General features: G+C 64.4%; 24 protein-coding genes and 1 riboswitch. Of the genes, 10 read left to right on the top strand and 14 right to left on the bottom strand.

Features of this window, described 5'->3' with window-relative positions:
* Position 1: 1 nt before the first annotated feature.
* Positions 2-1,039 (bottom strand): cobalamin biosynthesis protein CobW, encoded by a 1,038-nt coding sequence (gene cobW, locus P6U24_RS15125; protein ID WP_407159879.1) that lies wholly within the window; start codon positions 1,037-1,039, stop codon positions 2-4.
* Positions 1,036-1,452 carry a DUF1636 family protein gene (locus tag P6U24_RS15120; protein ID WP_407159878.1) on the bottom strand — a complete coding sequence of 139 codons (417 nt, stop codon included), beginning with the start codon at positions 1,450-1,452 and terminating at the stop codon, positions 1,036-1,038. Before P6U24_RS15120 ends, cobW begins: the two co-directional genes overlap by 4 nt.
* Positions 1,453-1,613: 161 nt before the next feature.
* Positions 1,614-1,807, bottom strand: a riboswitch (cobalamin riboswitch).
* Between the two features lie 36 nt (positions 1,808-1,843).
* Here P6U24_RS15120 and cobU point away from each other — a divergent pair.
* Genes cobU through P6U24_RS15105 form a run of 3 tightly spaced genes read left to right on the top strand, consistent with a single transcriptional unit; the run spans position 1,844 to position 4,498 of the window.
* Positions 1,844-2,380 (top strand): bifunctional adenosylcobinamide kinase/adenosylcobinamide-phosphate guanylyltransferase, encoded by a 537-nt coding sequence (gene cobU / locus P6U24_RS15115; RefSeq protein WP_407159877.1) that lies wholly within the window; start codon positions 1,844-1,846, stop codon positions 2,378-2,380.
* Positions 2,381-2,403: 23 nt separating this feature from the next.
* Positions 2,404-3,012 (top strand): cob(I)yrinic acid a,c-diamide adenosyltransferase, encoded by a 609-nt coding sequence (cobO, locus tag P6U24_RS15110; RefSeq protein WP_407159876.1) that lies wholly within the window; start codon positions 2,404-2,406, stop codon positions 3,010-3,012.
* Positions 3,013-3,016: 4 nt separating this feature from the next.
* On the top strand, positions 3,017-4,498 hold the full coding sequence (locus tag P6U24_RS15105) for a cobyric acid synthase (RefSeq protein WP_407159875.1): 1,482 nt from the start codon (positions 3,017-3,019) through the stop codon (positions 4,496-4,498).
* Here the strand turns inward: P6U24_RS15105 and cbiB are convergent.
* Positions 4,491-5,459: an adenosylcobinamide-phosphate synthase CbiB gene (gene cbiB, locus P6U24_RS15100; RefSeq protein WP_407159874.1), complete on the bottom strand. Its 969-nt coding sequence runs from the start codon at positions 5,457-5,459 to the stop codon at positions 4,491-4,493. The two genes, P6U24_RS15105 and cbiB, sit on opposite strands and share 8 nt — an antisense overlap.
* A gap of 19 nt (positions 5,460-5,478) precedes the next feature.
* On the opposite strand from cbiB, the gene cobD reads away from it, so the two are divergent.
* Positions 5,479-6,507: a threonine-phosphate decarboxylase CobD gene (gene cobD / locus P6U24_RS15095; protein ID WP_407159873.1), complete on the top strand. Its 1,029-nt coding sequence runs from the start codon at positions 5,479-5,481 to the stop codon at positions 6,505-6,507.
* Positions 6,508-6,512: 5 nt separating this feature from the next.
* Here cobD and cobS read toward each other — a convergent pair whose 3' ends face one another.
* The 6 genes from cobS to P6U24_RS15065 all read right to left on the bottom strand — a co-directional run bounded on the left by cobS (position 6,513) and on the right by P6U24_RS15065 (position 11,681).
* Complete coding sequence (cobS, locus tag P6U24_RS15090) at positions 6,513-7,241, bottom strand: adenosylcobinamide-GDP ribazoletransferase (protein WP_407159872.1); 729 nt, start codon at positions 7,239-7,241, stop codon at positions 6,513-6,515.
* Positions 7,238-7,831 (bottom strand): histidine phosphatase family protein, encoded by a 594-nt coding sequence (locus P6U24_RS15085; protein ID WP_407159871.1) that lies wholly within the window; start codon positions 7,829-7,831, stop codon positions 7,238-7,240. The genes cobS and P6U24_RS15085 overlap by 4 nt, the downstream gene beginning before the upstream one ends.
* Complete coding sequence (gene cobT / locus P6U24_RS15080) at positions 7,831-8,886, bottom strand: nicotinate-nucleotide--dimethylbenzimidazole phosphoribosyltransferase (protein WP_407160472.1); 1,056 nt, start codon at positions 8,884-8,886, stop codon at positions 7,831-7,833. The genes P6U24_RS15085 and cobT overlap by 1 nt, the downstream gene beginning before the upstream one ends.
* Positions 8,887-9,012: 126 nt before the next feature.
* Positions 9,013-9,225, bottom strand: coding sequence for a hypothetical protein (locus P6U24_RS15075; RefSeq protein WP_407160471.1), 213 nt, complete (start codon positions 9,223-9,225; stop codon positions 9,013-9,015).
* 406 nt (positions 9,226-9,631) lie between these two features.
* Positions 9,632-10,684 (bottom strand): hydroxyacid dehydrogenase, encoded by a 1,053-nt coding sequence (locus P6U24_RS15070; RefSeq protein ID WP_407159870.1) that lies wholly within the window; start codon positions 10,682-10,684, stop codon positions 9,632-9,634.
* 34 nt (positions 10,685-10,718) lie between these two features.
* Entirely contained in the window at positions 10,719-11,681 is a 963-nt protein-coding gene (locus P6U24_RS15065; protein WP_407159869.1) for a Bug family tripartite tricarboxylate transporter substrate binding protein, read from the bottom strand.
* 197 nt (positions 11,682-11,878) lie between these two features.
* On the opposite strand from P6U24_RS15065, the gene P6U24_RS15060 reads away from it, so the two are divergent.
* The 3 genes from P6U24_RS15060 (at position 11,879) to P6U24_RS15050 (ending at position 13,505) form a co-directional block, all read left to right on the top strand.
* Positions 11,879-12,448 carry a decarboxylase gene (locus P6U24_RS15060; RefSeq protein ID WP_407159868.1) on the top strand — a complete coding sequence of 190 codons (570 nt, stop codon included), beginning with the start codon at positions 11,879-11,881 and terminating at the stop codon, positions 12,446-12,448.
* A gap of 14 nt (positions 12,449-12,462) precedes the next feature.
* On the top strand, positions 12,463-13,062 hold the full coding sequence (locus P6U24_RS15055) for a thiamine pyrophosphate-dependent enzyme (RefSeq protein ID WP_407160470.1): 600 nt from the start codon (positions 12,463-12,465) through the stop codon (positions 13,060-13,062).
* Positions 13,063-13,151: 89 nt separating this feature from the next.
* Complete coding sequence (locus P6U24_RS15050; protein ID WP_407159867.1) at positions 13,152-13,505, top strand: VanZ family protein; 354 nt, start codon at positions 13,152-13,154, stop codon at positions 13,503-13,505.
* Positions 13,506-13,583: 78 nt separating this feature from the next.
* On the opposite strand, the gene P6U24_RS15045 is transcribed toward P6U24_RS15050, so the two are convergent.
* Positions 13,584-13,973, bottom strand: coding sequence for a DUF1236 domain-containing protein (locus P6U24_RS15045; protein WP_407159866.1), 390 nt, complete (start codon positions 13,971-13,973; stop codon positions 13,584-13,586).
* Between the two features lie 963 nt (positions 13,974-14,936).
* Here P6U24_RS15045 and P6U24_RS15040 point away from each other — a divergent pair.
* Positions 14,937-15,377 (top strand): ASCH domain-containing protein, encoded by a 441-nt coding sequence (locus P6U24_RS15040; RefSeq protein WP_407159865.1) that lies wholly within the window; start codon positions 14,937-14,939, stop codon positions 15,375-15,377.
* Between the two features lie 405 nt (positions 15,378-15,782).
* On the top strand, positions 15,783-16,277 hold the full coding sequence (locus P6U24_RS15035) for an RlpA-like double-psi beta-barrel domain-containing protein (protein ID WP_407159864.1): 495 nt from the start codon (positions 15,783-15,785) through the stop codon (positions 16,275-16,277).
* A gap of 136 nt (positions 16,278-16,413) precedes the next feature.
* Here the strand turns inward: P6U24_RS15035 and hyi are convergent, their stop codons facing one another.
* The 4 genes from hyi to P6U24_RS15015 all read right to left on the bottom strand — a co-directional run bounded on the left by hyi (position 16,414) and on the right by P6U24_RS15015 (position 22,528).
* Positions 16,414-17,199 carry a hydroxypyruvate isomerase gene (hyi, locus tag P6U24_RS15030; RefSeq protein ID WP_407159863.1) on the bottom strand — a complete coding sequence of 262 codons (786 nt, stop codon included), beginning with the start codon at positions 17,197-17,199 and terminating at the stop codon, positions 16,414-16,416.
* Positions 17,200-17,225: 26 nt separating this feature from the next.
* Positions 17,226-19,016 (bottom strand): glyoxylate carboligase, encoded by a 1,791-nt coding sequence (gcl, locus tag P6U24_RS15025; protein ID WP_407159862.1) that lies wholly within the window; start codon positions 19,014-19,016, stop codon positions 17,226-17,228.
* A gap of 305 nt (positions 19,017-19,321) precedes the next feature.
* Entirely contained in the window at positions 19,322-20,158 is an 837-nt protein-coding gene (locus tag P6U24_RS15020; protein WP_407160469.1) for an IclR family transcriptional regulator, read from the bottom strand.
* A 225-nt stretch (positions 20,159-20,383) separates the two neighbouring features.
* Positions 20,384-22,528, bottom strand: coding sequence for an acetate--CoA ligase family protein (locus P6U24_RS15015; protein WP_407159861.1), 2,145 nt, complete (start codon positions 22,526-22,528; stop codon positions 20,384-20,386).
* A gap of 188 nt (positions 22,529-22,716) precedes the next feature.
* On the opposite strand from P6U24_RS15015, the gene P6U24_RS15010 reads away from it, so the two are divergent.
* Entirely contained in the window at positions 22,717-23,448 is a 732-nt protein-coding gene (locus tag P6U24_RS15010; protein ID WP_407159860.1) for a GntR family transcriptional regulator, read from the top strand.
* Positions 23,449-23,466: the final 18 nt, after the last annotated feature.

Here is a 23,466-nt window from a genome sequence, read left to right as displayed (position 1 = left end):
TTCAGCCTGCGATCAGGCTGGTGATGGCGGCGGCATCGAGACCACGCTCGCCGATCACCACCAAGCGTCCCTGCCGCGCTTCGCCCGACCGCCACGGCCGCTCGAATTGGTGCTGGATTCGATTGCCGACGGCCTGGATCAACAGGCGCAGCGGCTTGCCCGCGATCTCGACAAAGCCCTTCACCCGCAGCACGTCATGTGCCGCAACCGCCGCGCCGATCCGCGCCGCCAAGGCCTCGGGCGAGGTCTGCGCAGGCACGTCGAGCACAAAGCTCTCGAAATCGTCGTGATCGTGCTCGGCCTCGTTGTCGTGATGCGAGGGCCGAGCGGCAAGGTCCGCCTCGGCTGCGGCGCCAAGGCCGAGCAGCACGGACGCGGAGAGCTTGCCATGTTCGGCCGCGACCACCTTGACCGCGCGCTGCACTTTGCCCGCAATCTCCGCTGTGACGGTTTTGCGCTCGCCTTCAGTCATCAGGTCGCTCTTGCTCAGCACGATCAGGTCGGCACAGAGCAACTGATCCTCGAACACCTCCTCAAGCGGATTGTCGTGATCGACCGAGCTGTCGCCCGCGCGCTGCGCAGCGAGCGCCTGCGGATCATCGGCAAAGCGTCCGGCGACGACGGCAGGTCCGTCGACCACCGCGACCACGCCGTCCACCGTGACGCGCGTCTTGATCTCCGGCCAGTTGAAGGCCTGCACCAAGGGCTTCGGCAGCGCCAGTCCCGACGTCTCGATGACGATATGCTCGGGCGGCTCGTTCTGGTCGAGCAGGCTTTTCAGCGCCGGCACGAAGTCATCGGCCACCGTGCAGCACAGGCAGCCATTGGACAGTTCGACGATCCGATCCTCCGGACAATCCGGGACCCCGCAGCCCTTCAGGATATCTCCGTCGATGCCGACATCACCGAACTCATTGACGATGATCGCGAGACGCCGGCCATTCGCGGTCTCGATCAGATTGCGCACCAGCGTCGTCTTGCCGGCGCCGAGGAAACCGGTGACGATGGTACATGGCGTCTTGGCGATCGCATTGCTCATTGCTGTGATACCTCTTCGGGCGTGCGCGAGGGCAATGGCGGCACGCGGGAGATCGTATTCTTCCTGATATGTTCGGGCCGCTCGCGCCATGCCGGCAGACCAGCTTCATGAGCGCGATGCAGCCGCGCGAAAGTGAGCACGTCCTCGACATGCAGATCGGGATCGAGCGCACCGAGCACGTAAGTCCATTTGCCCGGCGCAGTGACCGCGACGGTGCAGGAGCGATTGCAATTCGACAGGCATTCCACCGGCTCGATTGCAAGCCCCTCGCGGAGTGCGTCCAGTGTCGAGTTGATCGCCGCAAGCAGGCGCGTGCCGGGGCGCGGCTGTTCGTCGTGCCCTGCGTCTGTTGTCTGTCCACGGCAGGTAACACAGACAAAGAGCGTGGTCTCACCAGAAGTCGTGACAGCCATGCTAGCGGATCACGCCATCTGCGAGGTCATTCGGGAATCTCATAGCCGTCTCCGTCAATGCCGGAACCGTGGCGGTTCCTGCAATGCGCTGCGCCCGACGGCATCCCGATTCTAGGTCCGGGATCAGAACCCTGCATCGCGACTCCCCGCGCGACGGGTCGGCCAACAGCAATGTCGACGGCAGGTCTCCTGGCTCTCGGGTCGCTGCGCGCGGCCACCTTCCCGGTTTCCCAGTGGTATCAAGGCCTCGCACTCGCCGATTACAGTTGCGGGGGCAGCCGCGGCCTGAGGCGGCATGCCCGCACCGCGTTCCCTAAATCTCTCCTTTCGGAGAACCGTCATTTGCTAGATACGGGTCAGGCCCAAGCCCGTCAATTGGAATCCTGCCCACATGGACCAGCCCTCCCCCTGTTCGCGACTGCCGCGCCTCACGCTGGTGCTCGGCGGGGCGCGCTCGGGGAAAAGTCGCTATGCCGAGGGGCTGGTGACCGCAGCCCCGGCACCCTGGATCTATGTCGCGACCGCGCAGGCCTTCGACGAGGAAATGACGGCGCGGATCGCACAGCACAGGAGCCGCCGCGCGGAGGGATGGCGCACCGTCGAGGCTCCGCTCGATCTCGCCGGCACGATGGCCGCACACACCAGCTCCGACCAGATAATGCTGATCGATTGCCTGACGCTGTGGCTTAGCAATGTCATGCTCGCGGGTCATAACGTCGAGGCCGCCTGTGATACGTTGGTTGAGGCGCTGGCGCACGCCAACGGTCCGCTCGTCGTCGTCTCCAACGAGGTCGGGCTCGGCATCGTGCCGGACAATGCGCTGGCGCGCCGCTTTCGCGACGCGCAGGGGCGCCTCAACCAGGAGATCGCGGCGCGCGCCGATCGCGTGATCTTGATGGCCGCCGGCCTGCCGCTGACATTGAAGTAGCAATGCGCAAGGAAACGAAAGACATGCCCGACAGCAATGACGATGCGCGCCACAAGGCGAAGATGGAAAACCGCAAGGCAGCGCAGGATGCCGAGGTCGCCGGCAAGACCATCGAAAAAGGCCTCTTGATCGTCCACACCGGCAAGGGCAAAGGCAAATCGACTGCGGCGTGGGGCCTGATGCTGCGCGCGCTCGGCCGCGGCTTCCGCATCGGCGTCGTGCAATTCGGCAAAGGTGCGTGGGAGACGGGCGAGCGCAAGGCGATCGAAAAGTTTGGTGACCAGGTGTCGTGGCACACACTCGGCGAAGGCTTCACCTGGGAGACGCAGGATCGCGCCCGCGACGTTGCCGCGGCCGAACGCGCCTGGGCCAAGGCGAAGGAATTGATGGCCGATCCGTCGATCTGCCTGGTGATCCTCGACGAGCTCAACATCGCGCTGCGCTATGATCATCTGCCGATCGCAGACATCGTCGCAACCTTGCAGGCGCGAAGGCCAGATCTGCATGTCGTCGTCACCGGCCGCAATGCCAAGAGCGAATTGATCGAGGCTGCCGACCTCGTCACCGAGATGACCCTCGTCAAGCATCACTTCTCGGCTGGGGTGAAGGCGCAGGAAGGCATCGAGTTCTAAGGCTATGGTCGCGCGCGCCATCATGTTCCAGGGCACTGGCTCGGACGTCGGCAAGTCGCTGATCGTCGCGGGGCTGGCGCGCGCGCTCACCTTGCGCGGGCTGAAGGTCGCACCTTTCAAGCCGCAGAACATGTCGAACAATGCTGCGGTCACTGCTGATGGCGGCGAGATCGGCCGCGCGCAGGCGCTGCAGGCCCGCGCGGCGCGGCTTGCGCCTTCGGTGCATATGAACCCGGTGCTGCTCAAGCCACAGAGCGAGGTGGGCTCGCAGGTCGTGGTCCAGGGCCGCGTGATCGGCAACGCCAAGGCCGGCGCCTATCAGGCGATGAAGCCGCAATTGATGGGCGCGGTGCTCGACAGTTTCGCCCGCCTTGCGGCGGAAGCCGACATCGTGCTGGTCGAAGGTGCAGGCTCGGCATCGGAGATCAATCTGCGCGTCGGCGACATCGCCAATATGGGCTTTGCCCGCGCCACCAATGTGCCGGTGGTGCTGATCGGCGACATCGATCGTGGCGGCGTGATCGCCAGCCTGGCCGGCACCAAAGCGGTGCTGGCATCAGACGATGCGGCCATGATCGTGGGCTTTCTCGTCAACAAGTTTCGCGGCGATCCCGCGCTGTTCGCAAGCGGCATGAGCGACATCGCCGCGCGCACGGGATGGGCCCCGCTCGGCCTAGTGCCGCATTTCAGGGACGCGGAGCGGCTGCCGGCAGAGGACGCGCTCGGGCTTCCGGCCGCGCGCGCTGGCAACGGCGATCGGCCGAAGGTCCTCGTGCTCGCCTACCCCCGCATCTCCAATTTCGACGAGTTCGATCCGCTGCGGCTCGAAGATGGCATCGACCTGCGCTTCCTGCGTCCGGGCGAGCCGATTCCGGGCGATGCCGCGATTGTAATCCTTCCGGGCTCGAAGGCCACCATCGCCGATCTCACCGCCTTGCGGGAGACAGGCTGGGATATCGATCTCGCCGCGCATGTCCGGCGCGGTGGTCGCGTGCTCGGCATCTGCGGCGGCTATCAGATGCTTGGCCAGACCATCAGCGATCCCGATGGTCGCGAGGGACCTGCCGGCACGTTCCCGGGTCTCGGTCTGCTCGATGTCGCAACCACATTGACGTCGGACAAGGCCCTGCGCGAGGTCAAGGGTGTGCTGGCCGACGGAGCCACAAAGTTCCGCGGCTATGAGATGCATATCGGCGAAACCACCGGCACAGATGCCAAGCGGCCATTCCTGCGCTTCGAGGATGGTCGGAACGATGGCGCGATCGATGCCAGCGGCCGTGTCGCAGGCTGCTATGTCCACGGGCTGTTTGCCGATGATCATCTGCGTGCGCAATGGCTGGCGTCGCTCGGCGCAGACTCTGCAGTGCCCGATTACGACGCGGACGTGGAGACGACGCTCGACAAGCTCGCCGCACATCTCGAACGTCACGTGGCGGTCGACCGCATCCTCCAGTTCGCACGCGAGCCGGCCGGAGACATCACCTGATCGCGAAGGCGAGCACAGCGACCATCAGCACCTGGATCACGCAGGCCGTGCGATAGAGCCGCAGAGCGCGCTTGATATCGCTGGCATCGGCTTCCGCCCGCCCGTCACCCATCCAGGCATCGGCAACGACCTCGCTGTGATAGACGCGCGGGCCGGCGAGCCGCAGGCCGAGGCCCCCTGCCATGGCAGCCTCGGGCCAGCCGGCATTAGGCGACCGATGCTTGTGCGCGTCGCGCCAGACGGCGTGCCAGGCGCCACGCGGTGAAGCAACGGACACGGTGCAAGCCGCGAGCATGAGCCACAATGCCGACAGCCGCGACGCAGGCAGGTTGATGAGATCATCGAGCCGCGCCGCCGCCCAGCCGAAAGCCCGATGCCGCTCGGAGAGATGCCCGATCATGCTGTCGGCGGTGTTGATCGCCTTGTAGATCAGGATGCCCGGCAGGCCAGCGACCACGAGCCAGACCAAAGGCGCCACGACGCCGTCGGAGAAATTCTCAGCCAGACTCTCGATCGCGGCGCGCGCGACGCCGGCTTCGTCGAGCCTGTCGGGATCGCGGCCGACAATCATCGCCACTGCGTGACGTCCGCCCTCGAGACCGCCCTGCTCCAGCCCGGTTGCGACCGCGGCCACGTGCTGATCGAGGCTGCGCTGCGCCAGCAGGCTGCTTGCGAGGAGGCCCAGGGCGATGGTCGCCATCGGCTCAGGCAACAGATGCCGCACGAGCCACGTCAACAGCAGGCCGATCGCGGCCATCGTACCGACCAGCCCAATCAGGAGCGCGACGCCCCAGAACCGGCGCGTCGCGAACGCATCTGCCGCCCTGTTCCAGCGGCGGTCGGCCCATGCTATCAGCGCCCCGATCCACATCACGGGATGGCCGATGCGACGGACCAGCGCCTGCGGATAGCCGAGAGTGGCCTCGATCACGAGGGCTACAAGCGCTGGAAATACGAACATCGACCGCCGAAGGACAGGAATGGACCTCAGAGCGAGTAGCACGCACGGCTCGGAGCCGGAAGCGATCGTTCACGGCGGCAATCTCGATGAGATCAGCCGGCTCTATCCTGATGCGCCGAGGCCGTGGATCGATCTGTCGACCGGCATCAATCCGATCGCTTATCCGATCCCGTCCCTTCCGACGGAGGCATGGTCGCGGCTGCCGACCAAGGCGGACGAACGAGCCTTGCTTGTCGCCGCGACCCGGCGCTATGGCGTGCGCGCCCCCGCCTCCATCGTCGCCGCGCCCGGCACGCAGGCGCTGCTGCAGATCCTCCCACGGCTGCGTCCATCCGGCTCGGTTGCTGTGCTCGCACCGACTTATGAAGAGCACGCCTTGTGCTGGCGCAGATGCGAACACGAGGTTCGCCTGATCGACAAAATCGATGCGCTCGCAGGCGTCGATGTCGCGGTCGTGGTCAATCCCAACAATCCCACAGGTCGCGTTCTTTCGCGCGAGAGACTCACCGCGCTTGCAACGAAACTTGCAAAACACGGCGGGTTGCTGATCCTCGACGAGGCCTTTGCCGACGTGCTGCCCGCCGATGTAAGCCTCCTGCCGGAGCTGCCGCCATCGACTCTGGTGCTGCGCTCCTTCGGCAAGACCTACGGCCTCGCCGGTCTCCGGCTCGGCTTCGCTATTGCCGACGACGAACTCGCAAGGAAGCTTCGCGACGAACTCGGTCCGTGGGCGGTATCCGGTCCGGCGCTCGCGATCGGTACGGCGGCGCTGGCGGATGATGTGTGGCTGAGTCACACACGGGAACGGCTCATTGCTGACAGCCGGCGCCTCGACCAGTTGCTGATCGCGGCCGGTTGCGGGATCATCGGCGGCACGCCGCTGTTCCGGCTCGCCGAGCACGCCGATGCGGAGGCCCTTGCCGACAGGCTCGCGCGCCACGGCATTCATGTCAGACGGTTTCCATGCAATACGGCGTGGCTGCGCTTCGGCCTGCCCGGTGACAAAGAGAGCTGGCAACGGCTTGAAGCGGCGCTGATGACGATCTGAAAGTACTACAGCGCGCAGGCGAACAGCAGCAGCGTCTCCGTCACCTCGATGCTGGCGCCGAGACAATCGCCGGTGATGCCGCCGAGCCGCCATTGCCAATAGAAGGCGATGACCGGCACGACGATCAATGCCAGCAGTGTCGGTCGCACACCAAGCAGAGCAGCAATCGCGAGCAGCGCGCCCCAGCCTGCGATCATCGGCCAGCTCACGCTGTTGGCGACGCTGGCGCCCAGGCCTGGCTTCAGCGGCAGCAGGGTCTTGCTGCAAACAAGCGTGCCCCAGCGCGCCCAGGCCGGAATCAGGATCAGCGCCCAAGACGAGGTCCATGGCGCCATCGCAAGCGGCAGCTGCGCGATCAGCACCAGCTTGGCCAGGATTTGCAGGCCGATCGCGACCACCGCAAAGCTGCCGGCGTGGGGATCGCCAAGCACCTGCACAAACCGATCCGGCTTGCCATGGAACGCGCCAAGCGCATCGGCGACGTCGCCGAGCCCATCGAGGTGCAGAGCCCCGGTGATAATTACCCAGCCCACGAGCACCGCAAGCGCAGCCACCCAGGACCCGCTGCCCTGGAAGATGCGCATGATTACCGCAAGCAGGACGCCGATCGCGAGGCCGACAGCGGGAAACCAGATCGCCGAACGCGCGAGATCGTCGGCCTGCATATCGGTCACGCGCGGCGTCGGCAGCCGGGTCAGGAATTGCAGCGCGATCCAGAACGCGCGGGCGCTCATGGCTGGATGATCTCGACGATTTCGCCCCAGCGCGTGCCATCCGCGCTGCGTCCCGCCTCCAGGCGGATACGCGTGGCAGGATCGATGCGCAAGCTCCACAGCGACTGCAGCGGCCAGCCGAGCAGGTCCGCCAGCGCGGCACGCATCGCGCCGCCATGCGTCACCACTAATGCCGACGCAAGCCCGGTGGCCAGCAGGAGGTCGAGGGCGCGAGCGACGCGCTGTTGCAGAGCGATCCATCGCTCGCCGCCCGGCGCGCTGAATGCAGCCGGATCAGCATAGAAGGCGTTGAGCAGATCGGCATGTTCGGGCTCGGCCGCGATCTCGCTGCGCCTGCGCCCATCCCATTCTCCGAAATCGAGCTCGGACCAATCGGTCTCGATGCGCAGCGCAGAACCGGAGCGACGCGCATAATCCTCGGCCGCGAGCCGCGCCCGGGCGAGCGGCGAGGTCACGACCAGCGGCCAGTCGCCGTCCTTCGTCTGCCTGGCGAATTGCGCCCAGCCAGTATCGCTCAGCGGCGGATCGGTGCGGCCGTCGAGATGGCCGTCGCGGCCGGTCGTGCCATGGCGCAGGAGATCGATCCGCATCAGCCGTCGCGGTTCGAGACCGCGGCCTCGGCGAAGGTCGCCATGCCGTTGTGAAGCGCGCAGGCCAGCCGCAGGATCGGCAGCGCGGTCGCCGCGCCCGAGGCTTCACCGAGACGCAAATCGAGATCGATCAGCGGCCGCGCGCCGAGCGCATCGAGCAGCAGGCCATGGCCGCGTTCGGCGGAGCGGTGCGAAAAGATCAGCCATGGGCGGCAGGACGGATTGAGCTTGGTCGCAGCCAGCGCCGCGACCGAGACGATGAAGCCGTCGATCAGGACCGGCAGCCGCGCCTGTGCGGCCGCGATGATCGCGCCAGTCATGGCAATGATCTCAAGGCCACCAACCGCCGAGAGCACGGTTTCGGCTGAAGCGCCGCTGGCGATCCCGTGCAGGGTCAGCGCATCTGCAATCACGCGGGCCTTGCGCGCCCGCCCCTCGCTATCCAGCCCCGTGCCACTCCCTACGATCTCTGAAGGCGCGCAGGGCAGCAGCGCCGCGGCGATCGCCGCAGCAGAGGTGGTGTTGCCGATCCCCATCTCGCCGAAAATGACGAGCTGCGGCGATTGCTCCATCTGGCGCGCGACGGCGCGGCGGCCGGCGTCGAGCGCGAAGACCACCTCCGCCACAGTGAGTGCCGGTTCGCGGCTGAAATCGCGGGTGCCGTTGCGTGGCTTGTCGACGATCACGCCAGCAATGGCCTCGGTCGCCAATGTTCCGGCATCGACGACTTCGAGTGGCAGGCCGAGCGTGCGCGCCAGTACCGAGATCGCCGCGCCGCCCGAGGCGAAGTTGCGCAGCATCTGCACCGTGACCTCGGCCGGATAGGCCGAGACGCCTTGGGTCGCGATGCCATGATCGCCAGCGAACAGCACGACCGGCACGCGATCGGCGCCGGGCGCATCCGTCGCCTGCAGGGCCGCCAACTCGACGGCCACCGCCTCGAGCCGGCCAAGCGCGCCGACCGGCTTCGTGAGCTGCTCCTGGCGGGCGAGCGCCGCCTCCCGATGCGTCTGCGAGAGCGCGGCACAATGCAGGCTGATCCAGTCGGGAAACACGCTGATATCCGGAGCTCGGAAGAAACGATCGGTTCCCGATTGCCACTTGGACAGGGCACTGGCAAGCCCCGTCACGCCAGATCCGCAAGCAGAAGTCGCGTTGCGCCGCGAATCGCTCTCGCAGCGTCAGGACGGAAAATCGGCTGACTGAACCTGGATCCGGTCGGCGTGCAGCGACCAATCGCAAAGCGATTGCTTTTCGCAGAACTTCTTTTTGGCAAGCTCGACGGCGCGATCCTCACTCGGAGCGTCGATCTCGAGCGTGCTCTGACAGATCTCGCGCTGCCGGCCGTATTCGCCGAGCACGTCCTTCATGAAATGAACGACATAGCGTGACATGAGACCTCCCCTGCAGAACGAAGCGCCGTGGGTGATGTTACCCCGCTCTGCAGCAGAGTGGTTGATGAATCTCAAGCCCGCCGCGCAAATATCTGAGATATCGAGGGAACTTTGCGGTATCAGGCACCCGCGCTGGGCAAGCTCGCCGCCGCGATCGCCACGAATTGCGAGAACGCGCGGCCGACGCGGATACGCGTCACATGCAGCATTGAATTGATCCGACGCATCGAAGCACCCTTTCGCGCCGGCCGAGCGATGGCCCGCAAGCCCATGGCGCGAAAGGAAAAATGGCTCTGCCTCCGGGGGCTGTCGAGGCATCTAGGAAAATAGCAATGACCGCTTCGCCGCCCACGGGCCGGACAGCAAATTTATTGCCGCACAGCGGTCAAGCACGAATGAGTTTTTCTCACCCCACAGGTGCTGTTCCGAAAGCCCGGCGGTAGCGCTCGCTGTAATGCGGCCAGGCTTCCGGGTTGATCAGCCGCGGCGGCCGCCCGCCATCGAGCGCGCGAAGAAGCTGCTCCGCCGCGATCCGGCCCATGTTCTGGCGCGCTTCGCGGGTGACACCGGCGGTGTGCGGGCTCGCCAGCACGTTGTCGAACTGCAACAGCGGATGCTCGGGCGGCGGCGGCTCCTTGGACCAGACGTCAAGTCCGGCGCCGGCGATCCGCTTCTCGCGCAGCGCCTGTAGCAGCGCCTCCTCGTCATGAATGAAGCCGCGCGCGGTGGTGATGAAGAAGGCGTGCGGCTGCATCAGGGCGAACTCGTGCGCACCGATCATGCCCCGACTCTCCTTGGTCAGGGGGCAGTTGATCGAGACGAAATCGGAGCGACGGAGCAGTTCGTCCAGCGCAACCTTCTCGCCGCCGCGTGCCGCCATCTCCTCGGCCGACAAATAGGGATCGTAGGCCAGCACGGTCATGCCGAGCAGACCCTTGTAGAGCTCGGCGATGCGCCGGCCGACATTGCCGAGCCCGACGATGCCGATGGTTCGGCCCTGCACCTCGTTGCCGATCAGGTCGTTGCGGTTGACGCCGCGCTCGCGGCGCAGCCGGCGATCGGATTCGATGATGCGCTTCGAGAGGGTCAGCATCATGCCGAGCGCATGCTCGGCAACCGAATGCGCATTGCCGCCGGTCTGGTTGACCACCAGCACGCCGGCCTTGGTGCAGGCCTCGACATCGACCGGATCGTAGCCGGCGCCGTTGCTGGAGACGATCAGCAGGTTGGGCGCGCGCCGCAGCAGGTCGGCACCGACATGGAAGTGCGGTGCGAGTTCGTCGCGCGCCGCGCCCACCTGATAGGCATGCGCAGCGGCCAGAATCGGCGCCGCCACTTCATCGGGGCTGTCGTTCTCGAGCCGGTCGAGCCGCACATCCGGCCGCCCGTTGAGGGTATCGCTGAAGATCGGATGGGCGAGATATTTGACGTAGAAGACACGCTTGGTGTTGACAGTCATTGAGGGTCTTTCAGTTCAGACCGCGCGTGTCGCCTCATTCGGCCTTCATGCCGGCGGCCTCGATGATCGGTCCCCATTTGTCGTAATCGGCATGGATCTTGGCGTCGAAGACTTGTGGCGTGGAGCCGATCGGTGCGGCGCCGAGCTTGGCGAGGCGCTGCTTGACCTCATCGGCGTTCAGCGCAGCGACGAAATCATGTGAGAGCTTCTCCACCAGCTCGGGCGCCATGCCACGCGGCCCGAGCAGGCCCCACCACACTTCGGTGTCGTAGCCGGGCACGGTCTCGGCAATGCTGGGTACATCAGGCAGGAACGCTGCACGCTTGGCCGTGGTGACGGCCAGCGCCCGCACCGTGCCGGCCTGGAGCTGGCCGACGGCCTCGGGTCCGTTGTTGAACGAGAGCGGGATCTGCCCGCCCAGGAGATCGTTGATCGCCGGCGCGCCGCCTTTATAGGGGATCGGCTCGATGTCGATCTTGGCCATGCTCTTGAACAGCGTGCCCGCCAGATGCTGCGATGTGCCGGTGCCGGCATGGCCGAACGACAGGCTGCCCGGCTTGGCCTTGGCTGCGGCGATCACGTCCGCCAGCGTCTTGTAGGGCGAGTCCGCGCGTACCAGCAGGATGTTCGGCGACGACGCCAGCAGCGAGATCGGCGTGAAATCCTTGAAGGTGTCGTAGGGCAGCTTGGGATACAAAAACGGGTTGGTCGGGTGGCCGCTCGCGACCACCATCACCGTATATCCATCCGCCGGCGATGCGACCAGCGCTTGCGAGGCGATCACCCCGCCCGCGCCGGGACGGTTTTCCACGACAACGGACTGGCCCCATTGCTTCGAGACGGCATCGCCGAGCGTGCGTGCGAGGATATCGACCGCGCCGCCCGCGGCATAGGGTACGAGCACATGCACCGGCTTGGTCGGGAAGCTTGGCTGCGACGATGCGCTTGATGTCATCAACAACGTGGCCGCAACGGCGGCGGGAAACCACCTGCTCAAAACGATCCTCCCGACATCTGTCTTTTCGTCTCATGCGCAACTTATGCACGATGAAGCCACCTACTGCAGCATTGACCCTGCGCAGGGCACATCGTCACCCTGGACATGTTGACAATCCGCTCTGCCGCGTCAAGTTCGGTGCCAACCAATCGCCGCCGGTTGCGTCAGCGGCGTCCGACAAGACGGGAGAAACCGGGATGGCCGCAGCCGACGGGGAGACGTCCGCCAAGCCTGAGCAAGCCAGGCCTCGAGAAGAAGCCTGGCACGAGATCGTGCTGCGCACGCTCAAGCGCAACGAGGTCGACCTCGTGCCCTACGTTCCCGATCGCGTGCTGACGCCGCTGATCAAGCGCCTGCATGCCGATGCCTTCTTCACCACCTTTGCCACCGCGCGCGAGGAGGAAGCGGTCGGCATCCTCTCCGGTGCCTGGATGGGCGGCCGGCGCGGCGCAATGCTGATGCAGACCTCGGGCTTTGCGACGCTCGCCAATGTGCTGGCCTCGCTGGTGGTGCCCTGCCAGATCCCGCTGATCATGTTCGTCTCCGAGCGCGGCACGCTCGGCGAGTTCAATTATGGCCAGTCGCTGGTGTGCCGGACAATGCGCCCCGTGCTGGATTCGCTGGCGATGGAGCATCACACCATGACACGGCTCGACGAATTGGAATTCACCGTCGACCGTTCGATCAAGCAGGCGGTCGCCACGCAGGCACCGGTGGCGCTGATCCTCTCGCCGCTGCTCACCGGCGGCAAGGTCTTCGACAAGTGAGCGCGCCGATGAACATGCAACCTGCTGCCCGCAACACGAAGGTGATGAATCGCTTCGATCTCACGTCGCGCCTGGTCGCGAAGTTGAAAAACGAAGAGGCCGTGATCGGCGGCATCGGCAACACCAATTTCGATCTCTGGGCTGCCGGTCACCGGCCGCAGAATTTCTACATGCTGGGCAGCATGGGCCTTGCCTTTCCGATCGCGCTCGGGGTGGCACTGGCGCAGCCGAACCGACGCGTCATCGCGCTCGAAGGCGACGGCTCGCTGTTGATGCAGCTCGGCTGTCTGACGACCATCGCGACGCTGGCGCCGAAGAATCTCACCCTGGTGGTGATGGACAACGGCATCTACCAGATCACCGGCAGCCAGCCGACGCCGGCCCAGCACGCCGATCTCGTCGCTATTGCCGCCGGCTGTGGTCTTTCGAACAGCAACTGGGCCGCCGACGAGGAGGATTTCGAGCGGCTGATCGATCAGGCGCTGGCTGCGGACGGCCCTGCCCTGCTCGCGGCGCGCATCGACGACAAGCCCGGCACCGGAACCACCAAGCGCGATCCGGTGCAGATCCGGGAACGCTTCATGCTCGGCCTGGGCGTGCGGCAGCCCTTGTAAAGGCTTGGCCATTCAAGGTATTAACTACACGGCGAGCTCAGGCAGGCGTGAGCCGCGTCCACTGGCGCAATTCATGCTATCCGGAGCTCATGACGATCATGGTCCGCTTTTCCGCCTGGCTGCTCGCCGCCGCTGTGACCTTTGCGACGCTCGGCCCACCCAGCTACCGGCCGCACGCCCATCTTGGGCAGGACGGCGAGCATGCGCTGGCGTTCATCCTGGTCGGCCTGGCTTTCGGCCTTGCCTACCGTCAGCAGCGGCTGCTCGCCGCGGCGATCGCGGTCGTGCTCACCGGCGCATTGGAGCTCGCGCAACTCTGGGTCCCCGGGAGGCATGCACGGCTGGAAGACTTCATCGTCGATGCGCTCACGGCCTGTGTCGGCTTCGCTGCCGCCGCCCTGCTCGACCGGTTCGCCAGGCGCGTCCGGCCCGAAGCGGCCTGACAACGAAGATCTGGCGCGAAAAAACCACGCCGCGGATAACGGCGTGGTTCTTCATTCGACTCATCCGGTGGCGCAAGATCAATCGATGATCTTGATCACACGACGGGTGTGCGGATCGACGATCACGCGACGATCATTGACCACCGCATAGCGATACTCGCTATAACGCGGCACCGGGCGCAACACGACCGTCTCGGGCAGCGGCTCGCCGACCACGACGCGCTCGCGCACAACAACGGATGGCGCGCGCTCTTCATCGATCGAGTTGATCACGGCGTTCGGGATTTCGAGCCCGGCTCCGACGGCCGCACCGACCGTGCCGCCGACCATCGCACCAAGCGGCCCTGCCACCGCGCCACCGGCAGCTGCGCCATTGTGGGCGCCCTCGACAGTGGTGGACTGCGCAAAAGCCGCGCCAGACGCCAACAGCGAGGCGGCAATCAACGAAACAGCAAGACGGTTCTTCATCTTCTCCTCCAGAGTTTGAAGATGACGTTCAACCCCAGGGGGAGCATCCAGGTTCCGGCTCGATCTGACGTAAAAATCATCAGACGGAGGGAACTAATCAGCATCGAAGCAGCGCAAGGCGATCCTGCCAACTCGCGTCATCGCGAGGAGCGGCAGCGACGAAGCGATCCAGAGGCCGCAGGATGAAAGTCTGGATTGCTTCGCTTCGCTCGCAATGACGGAACTCCGAATCCGCGCAAACGGTTGCTACACGTCGCGTGCGCTGTGGCCCTGCTCGAGATTCACGTTTTTCAAACAGCAGATGCACGTCGGCATTCCCGCGGCGAGGTGCGCCCGAGCTATGCGAAACGACATGCCCTTCGATGCAATCGAGAGGGCACAGGGAATGCCGGGTGAAGGCCTCACCCATGGCCCGCCTGCAGAAAAAAAGCAGGCGGCAGTTACCACAGGTTCAGCCAACATCCCGCATTCCCTGTGCGATGGTGCTAACGCTTATACGTGATCTCCTCGGGGACCGGCTGTCTTGCCCCCGTCGCCTGCGCACAACGCTGCTGCAGACTTGACCTCAGCACCGGGAGGCCAGGACCACACGACTTCACGTCCGTATCGATGTCGTTCGTCGGCGCGATGAGATCACGCTGCGACCCGACACGGCCATCGCATCCCCGCCTCGCATATCGTGACGACCGCGCGTACGCCCCTCCCGTCGAGGCGGGATCTGCGCATCATCCACGATTTCTGTAAAAACGAAAGAGAAATTTTTCGCGCAGCACGCCATGCATGCGGCTTCGCCTTGAATCAATTGGCGAAATGAGTTTTTCCAAGCAGGGGCTTTTTCGGCTCGCGCGGTCGCATCGCGCGGCGAGATGGCGCGAAGCTGCACGGTGATTCGCCCGACAGGCAGTGAAAGGCAGACCCTTTCGTCTTACAGACCGACGAGCTGCCACTCACAGGGCCCTCTCGGTGCGCATTGACAACACCAAAAGCGAGCATCAGCTTTCGCTCATGGATTGGAGAGAATTAGAGACCTTTTCCTTTGGTGATAGTCCCGACTTGGCCAACAGCCTTCTGGAGCTGGTCTTGTCGGGAAGGAAGCGCGCGACCTGCTGGGCCGAAAGTCAGGGCCTACTTTCGGCAGAGCTCGGAAAAATGATGGTCGTTCTCGACGGGCAAGGCGTCCCGAAAGCCGTCCTCAAAACGATCGAGTTGACCAAGCGACGTTTCGATGAAGTGGATGAAGCATTTGCTTACGATGAGGGTGAAGGTGACCGCTCTCTTCAATACTGGCGTGAGGCGCATCGGCGATACTTCACCCGACTCGGACAGTACGCGCCGGACATGATGCTCTGGTGTGAGCGCTTCGAACTTGTCGAGCGAATTCGCGCAACTGACGTCGTCGAATAGGAAACCATTCACGCCTGCTCCTCCTCTCAGACGTTGCGGTGATCTCTTATTCCGCGTGTACTGTCACCTAACCGGAACTCATTAGTTTCTTCGTCGATACGAACTCTTCGATGTTCGAGATCTTCTTACGCATCTCGCAGCTTGGCTTGCGGCGATTTCCGCAGACGTCGCCAGACGTTTTTCTCATAAGGTGGCTGAGAGTTCCATTCAGTCATGCTGCTGACGCAATCTCTGTCTTAGTCGGCGAAAACCAAAGTGAGAGAACTACTTAGGTTCCCACAACGGTTCCGCCGCCAGTTGGCGAGTCCGCAAATTTACGTGAGTCCCTCGACGCTTTCCGCGTTTGCTCGACGTCGTTTGCGGCATCGGAACCGAACGACGAAGAAGAAAATCAACTGAGGAGTTATGATGGTGTTCCGCTCGAGCGCCGCAATCTGCGGCGCCCTAGTTGCGCTTTCCATGTCCGTTACCACTGCTCGAAGTGAAGCTGGTGCCATTCATTCAAACGAGAGCGTCAGTGCCGCATCCGGTGATGCGATCGTTGGCGCAGCATCCATGTACAATCCGTTCCGGCCCGGATGGAGGGAGGGCAGCCGGAAAACAGCTTCAGGCGAGCGCTACGATCCGTCGGTCTGGGCGGCTGCCATCAAGACGAGTCTGCGTCAGAAATTCGGTGGGGTCCAATATGGCGCGAGGCCGAAATATGCGCTCGTCGAGGCCGTGGGGAAAAAGGTCATCGTCAAGATCAACGACGTGGGACCGTTGACGCCCGGTCGCATCATCGATCTCAACGAGCGGACGATGCGCCATTTCGATCCGAGCCTGAAGCTCGGTGTGCTTCACGGCGTCTCGGTCAGGCCGCTCTCTGGTGACGGCTGGGTTCCCGGGCCGGTGGGCTGAACAGCACACGGGAAAGAGGTCCAGCAGTCCGTGACGTTCAGCGGAATGCCAAACGCCTCGTGACTGCGGACCTCCTTGAATTTGAGATCGCAATGAAGACCGTGCGGACGAGCTGATCGGATCTCAGTTCGCCGCACTAGGTCTCGAACTCATGGATCGCGTGCCAGGACAGCCCCTCCAGGGTCGTGGTGCGCGGCTTGTATTCACAGCCGATCCAGCCGGCATAGCCGATCGCGTCGAGATGCCGGAACAGGAAGGAATAATTGATCTCGCCGGTGCCGGGCTCGTGGCGGCCGGGATTGTCGGCGAGCTGGATATGGGCGATGCGCGCAAGATGCTTCTCCATGGTGCGCGCGAGATCACCCTCCATGATCTGCATGTGGTAGATGTCGTATTGCACGAAGACATTCTCGGAGCGCACCTCAGAGATCAGCCGCAGTGCCTGGTCCGTCCGGTGGAGGAAGAAGCCGGGGATGTCGATCGTGTTGATCGGCTCGATCAAGAGCTTGATGTTCTCCGCTGCGAGTGCCGCGGCAGCAAAACGCAAATTGCCTATCAGCACCTCCTCGAGATCGCGGGGGTCGCTATGCCCAGGCGCGATGCCGACCAGGCAATTGAGTTGCTTGCAGTCGAGCGCCTTGGCGTAGTCGATGGCACGAAACACCCCGTCGCGAAATTCGCTGACGCGGTCCCGCAGGATGGCGATGCCGCGCTCGCCAGCCGCCCAGTTGCCGGCCGGCAGATTGTGCAGCACCTGCGTGAGGCCATGGCGCACGAGCTGCTCGCGCAGCATCGCCTTGTCGAAGTCGTAAGGGAAGAGATATTCGACGGCGCTGAAGCCGGCGGCCTTGGCAGCGGCAAAGCGCTCGGCGAAGGGCAGCTCGGTGAACAGCATGGTCAGGTTGGCGGCAAATCGCGGCATCATCGTCCCCTTAAGCCTTGTCGTGATCATTCAGCCGGCTGCAGTGCGCCGGAGCGCTGAGCCGGCGTCTCGTCGAGCGGAAGATCCAACACCTCCTCGAACTCGGTGATGTTGTCGATCTCGGTCCCCATCGCGATGTTGGTGACGCACTCCAGGATGAATTCGACCACCACCGGCACACGGTAACGCGCCATCCATTCCCGCGCGGTGGCGAAGGCCGCCTGCGCTTTGTTCGGATCGGTGACGCGGATCGCCTTGCAGCCAAGGCCTTCGGCGACAGCGACGTGATCGACGCCGTAAGCGCCGATCTCGGGCGCATTGATGTTCTCGAAGGAGAGCTGCACCTGGTAGTCCATCGCAAAGCCGCGCTGCGCCTGGCGGATCAGCCCGAGATAGGCGTTGTTCACGACGACATGGATGTAGGGCAGCTTGAACTGGGCGCCGACCGCGAGCTCCTCGATCAGGAACTGGAAGTCGTAATCGCCCGACAACGCCACGATCTCGCGATCCGGATCGGCAGCGCGGACGCCCAGCGCGGCCGGCAAGGTCCAGCCCAAGGGTCCCGCCTGCCCGGCATTGATCCAATGGCGCGGATGATTCACGCTGAGGAATTGCCCGCCGGCAATCTGCGACAGACCGATCACGCTGACATAGCAGGTATCGCGGCCGAAGGCGCGGTTCATCTCGTGATAGACGCGCTGCGGCTTGATCGGCACCTGATCGAAATCGCTTTTCCGCAGCATGGTGCGCTTGCGGTCCTGGCAGGCCGCGGGCCAGGCCTGCCGCTCACGCAGGCGCCGCGCCTTGCGCCACTCGCGCGCGACCTCGAGAAACAGCGCGAGCGCAGCCTTGGCATCGGAGACGATGCCGAGATCGGGATTGAAGACGCGGCCGATCTGGGTCGGCTCGATGTCGACATGCACGAAGGTGCGGCCCCTGGTGTAGGTCTCGATCGAGCCGGTGTGGCGGTTGGCCCAGCGGTTGCCGATGCCGAGCACGAAATCGGACTCGAGGAAGTTGGCGTTGCCGTAGCGATGGCTGGTCTGCAGGCCGACCATGCCGGCCATCAGCACGTGATCGTCAGGGATAGCGCCCCACCCCATCAAGGTCGGCACGACAGGCACGTTGACGGTCTCGGCAAAGGCGACCAAAAGCTCGCTGGCATCGGCGTTGATGATACCGCCGCCGGCGACGATCAGCGGGCGCTCCGCGGCATTGAGCATCGAAAGTGCCTTCTCGATCTGCGCCCGGGTCGCAGTGGGCTTATAGACCGGTAGCGGCGCATAGGTCTCATCGTCGAACTCGATCTCGGCAAGCTGCACGTCGAGCGGCAGGTCGATCAGCACCGGACCGGGCCTCCCTGAGCGCATCACGTGGAAGGCCTGGCTGAACACGCGGGGGACCTGCCCGGGCTCGCGGACCGTGACCGCCCATTTGGTGACGGGCTTGGCGATCTGCTCGATGTCGACGGCCTGGAAATCCTCCTTGTGGAGCCGCGCCCGCGGCGCCTGTCCGGTGATGCAGAGGATCGGAATCGAATCGGCGATGGCCGAATAGAGCCCGGTGATCATGTCCGTGCCGGCCGGCCCCGAGGTGCCGATACAGACGCCGATATTGCCGGCCTTGGCGCGGGTATAGCCCTCCGCCATGTGCGAGGCGCCCTCGACGTGGCGCGCCAGGATGTGACGGATGGAATCGCGCGCCTTCATCGCCGAATAGAGCGGATTGATCGCCGCACCCGGCACGCCGAAGGCGCACGTGACGCCTTCACTCTCCAGAATACGGACCGCGGCATCGACTGCGCGCATCTTCGGCATGGGACGCTCCTCGTGTTGATGGTTCGAGTTGCGTCATTGTCGTAGGATGTGCAGAGCGATCTCAACGCAGCAGAATTTTTTTCCCGCGTGTCGGCATGCGCGATGATTTTGCACGCCTTTTCAGCGGAGTAATCGAGCGGCGGAATGGAAAGTCTCAGCGTCCCGTCATTGCGAGCCAACGGGTCCGCGCGGCCCGATGACAGGCTCCGCGAAGCAATCCAGGGCGACGCAAGGATTCTGGATTGCTTCGTCGCCTTCGGCTCCTCGCAATGACGGCGTCGATGGAAGAAGCGGAGTGACCTCGTCTATTCCCGGGACGGCATCACGCCGCCGAGCGCGAGCGTCAGCTCGGCCGCGATGTCGCGCACGGCCTTGCCGAACTCCGGCAACCTCGCGTCGGTGATGCGGCTGGTCAGGCCCGAAATCGAAACAGCAGCCAGCGGCTCGGCGCAGTTGTTGAAAACCACCGCCGCCACGCAACGGAGGCCGATGCGGGCTTCCTCATCGTCGACGGCGTAGCCCTGGCGCCGGATCGCCTGCAATTCCCTAAACAACTCTCCGGCGCGCACGATCGACTTCTCCGTCAGATGCGGCATGCCGTGACGGTGGATGATCGCGGCCACGTCCGCATCCGAATAGGTCGCGAGCACGGCCTTGCCGATGCCGGAGGCCACCATTGCAACCCGGCCGCCGACCTTGGTCAGCGAGCGCGTGATCTCGCGGCTTTCCAGCCGCACCAGCAGCATCAAGGTCTCGTCGTCGACCACGGCGAGATTGGCGGTCTCACGGGTCTGGTCGCGCAGCTTGCGCAGGTAAGGAATCGCCTGCGCCACCACGTTGCGATGGCGCGTGAAGGTGGCGCCGACGGCAAAACTCTGCGCGCCGACATGCCATTTCGACGAGGTCGGATCGAACTGCACGAAACGGCGCTTCTCCAGCGTGGTCAGCAGCCGATGCGCGGTGGAGGTCGAGAGGCCCGTGCGCACCGCGAGATCGCTGAGGCGATAGCCGTCGTCGTCTTCCGCGAGCGTCTCCAGGATCAGAAGCGCGCGGTCGACCGACTGCACGCCGCCGTCGCGTGGCTCGGCTGCAGTGCCGGATTTCGGCTCTGCGTCCTTGCGCCGGATCACATTTCGCTCCATCGCGACCTGCACTCCGTTGCTGCCGGCCATCTCTTCGTGGCCATCCGTCGGGACGGCCGCCGCTGGCGGCCTCCTCAGGATGAGGTGAGAGAAGCGTAGCCCGGGTGAGCGCAGCGATACCCGGGCTACCGGTCCCGCATGGCGCTGCGCTTATGCGGGCTACGATAGTTCTCGCGGCGTTACGGCCGCCGCGATGGTCACCGCGGCGGCCGCTTTGCTGGCGGCTTACAGCAGGCCCGCGCCGCGCGCCCACTTGTACTTGGCGCCGAGCACCTCGACCGGCAGCTCGGTCGAATAGGCGTAGGCCGGGATGCCGTTCTGGTAGAGATATTCGGCGGCTTCCTCGACCTCGATGTCGCCGGCGAGCGAGGCCACCATCGGCTTGACGAAGCCTTTGGCCTCCATCTGCTTCTTCACCTCGACCATGTTGCGCGCGAACACCATCGGCGGGGTCACGATCGTGTGCCAGTAGCCCAGGATCAGCGCGTGGATGCGCTCATCCGACAGGCCGAGCTTGACCGTGTTGACATAGGTGATCGGCGGCTCGCCGCCGGTGATGTCGACCGGGTTGCCGGCCGCGCCGAACGGCGGGATGAACTTGCGGAAGGCAGCATCCAGATCCGGCGGCATCGTCATCAGCGACAGGCCGTTGTCGACCACCGCATCCGACAGCAGCACGCCCGAGCCACCGGCACCGGTGATGATCAGCACGTTCTCGCCCTTCGGGGTCGGCAGCACCGGCACGCCGCGGGCGAACTCCAGGAGTTGCCTCAAGCTGCGGGCGCGGATCACGCCGGACTGCTTGAGCACGTCCTCGTAGATCTTGTCGTTGCCGGCGAGCGCACCGGTATGCGACGAAGCGGCCCGAGCGCCGGCCGAGGTGCGGCCGGCCTTGAGCACGACGACCGGCTTCTTCTTCGAGACGCGCTTGGCGGCCTCCGCAAAGGCGCGGCCGTCCTTCAGATCCTCGCAGTGCTGCGCAATCAGGTTGGTGTTCGGGTCCTGCTCGAAGAAGGCGAGCAGATCGTCCTCGTCGATATCGGACTTGTTGCCGAGGCCGACGATCGCCGAGACGCCCATCTTCGCCGAGCGCGAAAAACCGATGATCGCCATGCCGATGCCGCCCGACTGCGACGACAGCGCAGCGTGGCCCTTGACGTCATAGGCCGTGCAGAAGGTCGCGCAGAGATTGGCCGGCGTATAGTAGAAGCCGTAGATGTTCGGCCCCATCAGGCGGATGTTGTACTTCTTGCCGACCTCGACGATTTCGGCCTGCAGCTCGGGCTCGCCGGCTTCGGCAAAGCCTGAGGGAATCAGCACCGCGCCCGGAATCTGCTTCTCGCCGCATTCGGTCAAAGCGCCCGCAACGAATTTCGCGGGAATCGCGAACACCGCGGTGTCGATGACGCCGGGCACATCCTTGACGCTCTTATAGGCCTTGTAGCCAAGGATCTCGGAGGCCTTCGGATGGATCGGGTAGATCTCGCCCTTGTAGCCGCCGTTGATCAGGTTCTTCATCACGGAGTTGCCGATCTTGCCGTCCTCGGCGGAGGCGCCGATCACGGCGACCGCCTTCGGCATCATGATCCGGTTCATCGCGGTGACGATTTCTTCGTTCGAGCGCGGCGCCGGGCGCGGCTTGTAGTCGAAATCGACTACGATGCGGACGTCGGCAGCGATGGCACCGTTCTTGGTGGCGAACACCGGGTTGAGATCGAGCTCGATAATCTCAGGGAAATCGCTGACCAGCCTGGAGACCTTGACGATGACGTCGGCGAGCGCCTCGCGGCTCACCGGATCGCCGCCGCGCACGCCCTTCAGCATCTCATGGGCCTGGATGCCGTCCAGCATCGACAGCGCGTCATCCTTGGTGGCCGGCGCCAGCCGGAAGGTGACGTCCTTCAGCACCTCGACCAGCACGCCGCCGAGGCCGAACGCCACCAGCTTGCCGAACGAGCCGTCGGTGATCGAGCCGACGATCACCTCAAGGCCGCCGGTGAGCATCTGCTGCACCTGGATGCCTTCGATCTTGGCATCGGCCTTGTACTTCTTGGCGTTGCCGAGAATCGTCTCGTACGCTGTCTTCGCGTCTTCGGCGGTCTTGACGCCGACGATGACGCCGCCCGCCTCGGTCTTGTGGAGAATGTCCGGCGAGACGATCTTCATCACGACCGGGAAGCCCATGTCGGTCGCGATCTTCGCGGCTTCAGTGGCCGACTTCGCCACGCCCTCCTTCGGCACCGGAATGCCATAGGCATCGCAGACCAGCTTGCCCTCGGGGGCGGTCAGGCTGGTGCGCTTGTCCGACCTGACCTGGTCGAGAACTCTGCGGATCGTAGCCTTGGCGTCGGGCATGGCGGCATCAGACATGTGGTTTCCTCCTTGGGGGTAGACGCATTTTATGGCATTTGGTATGCCACAACCAAACTTTGTCAAGCGAGTCGAAGGTGTGGAAACGCTGAAAAATCACGCAGCTTGACAGTCTGGCATCTGGCATGCCAAAAATCTCTGGACTAAATATGCTGTAAAAGGACCTCTCCCAATACAGGAGACTGGTCTTGTCCACGCAGAAACCAACCAAGGCGTTGCCCCCCATGGCCGAGGCAGACATCGCGATCGCTCGCATCGCCCCGGAAACGAGCTTCAAGAACAAGGCCTACGGGGCCTTGCGCGAAGCCATCCTGAAGATGGACATCTACGCGACGCCGGACCCGGTGATGCTCGACGAGCGCGCGTTGTCCGAGCGATTGGGCGTGAGCCGCACGCCGATCCGCGAAGCGATCGCGATGCTGGAGCAGGACGGCTTCGTGAAGACCGTGCCGCGCCGCGGCATCGTCGTGGTGAAGCGGACCAAGAGCGAAATCGTCGACATGATCCGCGCCTGGGCTGCGCTGGAAAGCATGGCGGCGCGCCTGATCACGACCACCGCGCGCAAGAAGGACATCACGAACCTGCGCGACTTCTTCAAGGATTTCGGCCCTGACCGCCTGCCGCAGGATCACATCGAGGAATATTCGAAGGCCAACATTGCGTTTCACCAGGCGCTGATCTCGCTGTCGGAATCGCCTGTGCTGGTCGACATGACCAACGACATCCTGTTGCACGTGCGCGGCTATCGCCAGCTCACGATCGGCCGCACCGAGCGCATCGCGGCCTCCCTGCCCGAGCACATGGCGATCATCGAGGCATTGGAAGAGCGCAACACCGAGCTCGCCGAGAAGCGCGCGCGCGATCACACCCTTGCCCTCGCCAACTACGTCGAGACGCACGGCAAGGAATTGTTCAGTTAGTCGTTCGGCCGACCGTTC

Source organism: Bradyrhizobium sp. STM 3557, from assembly GCF_045571465.1.
GTDB lineage: Bacteria > Pseudomonadota > Alphaproteobacteria > Rhizobiales > Xanthobacteraceae > Bradyrhizobium.
This window is presented reverse-complemented; position numbering and strand designations above follow the sequence as displayed.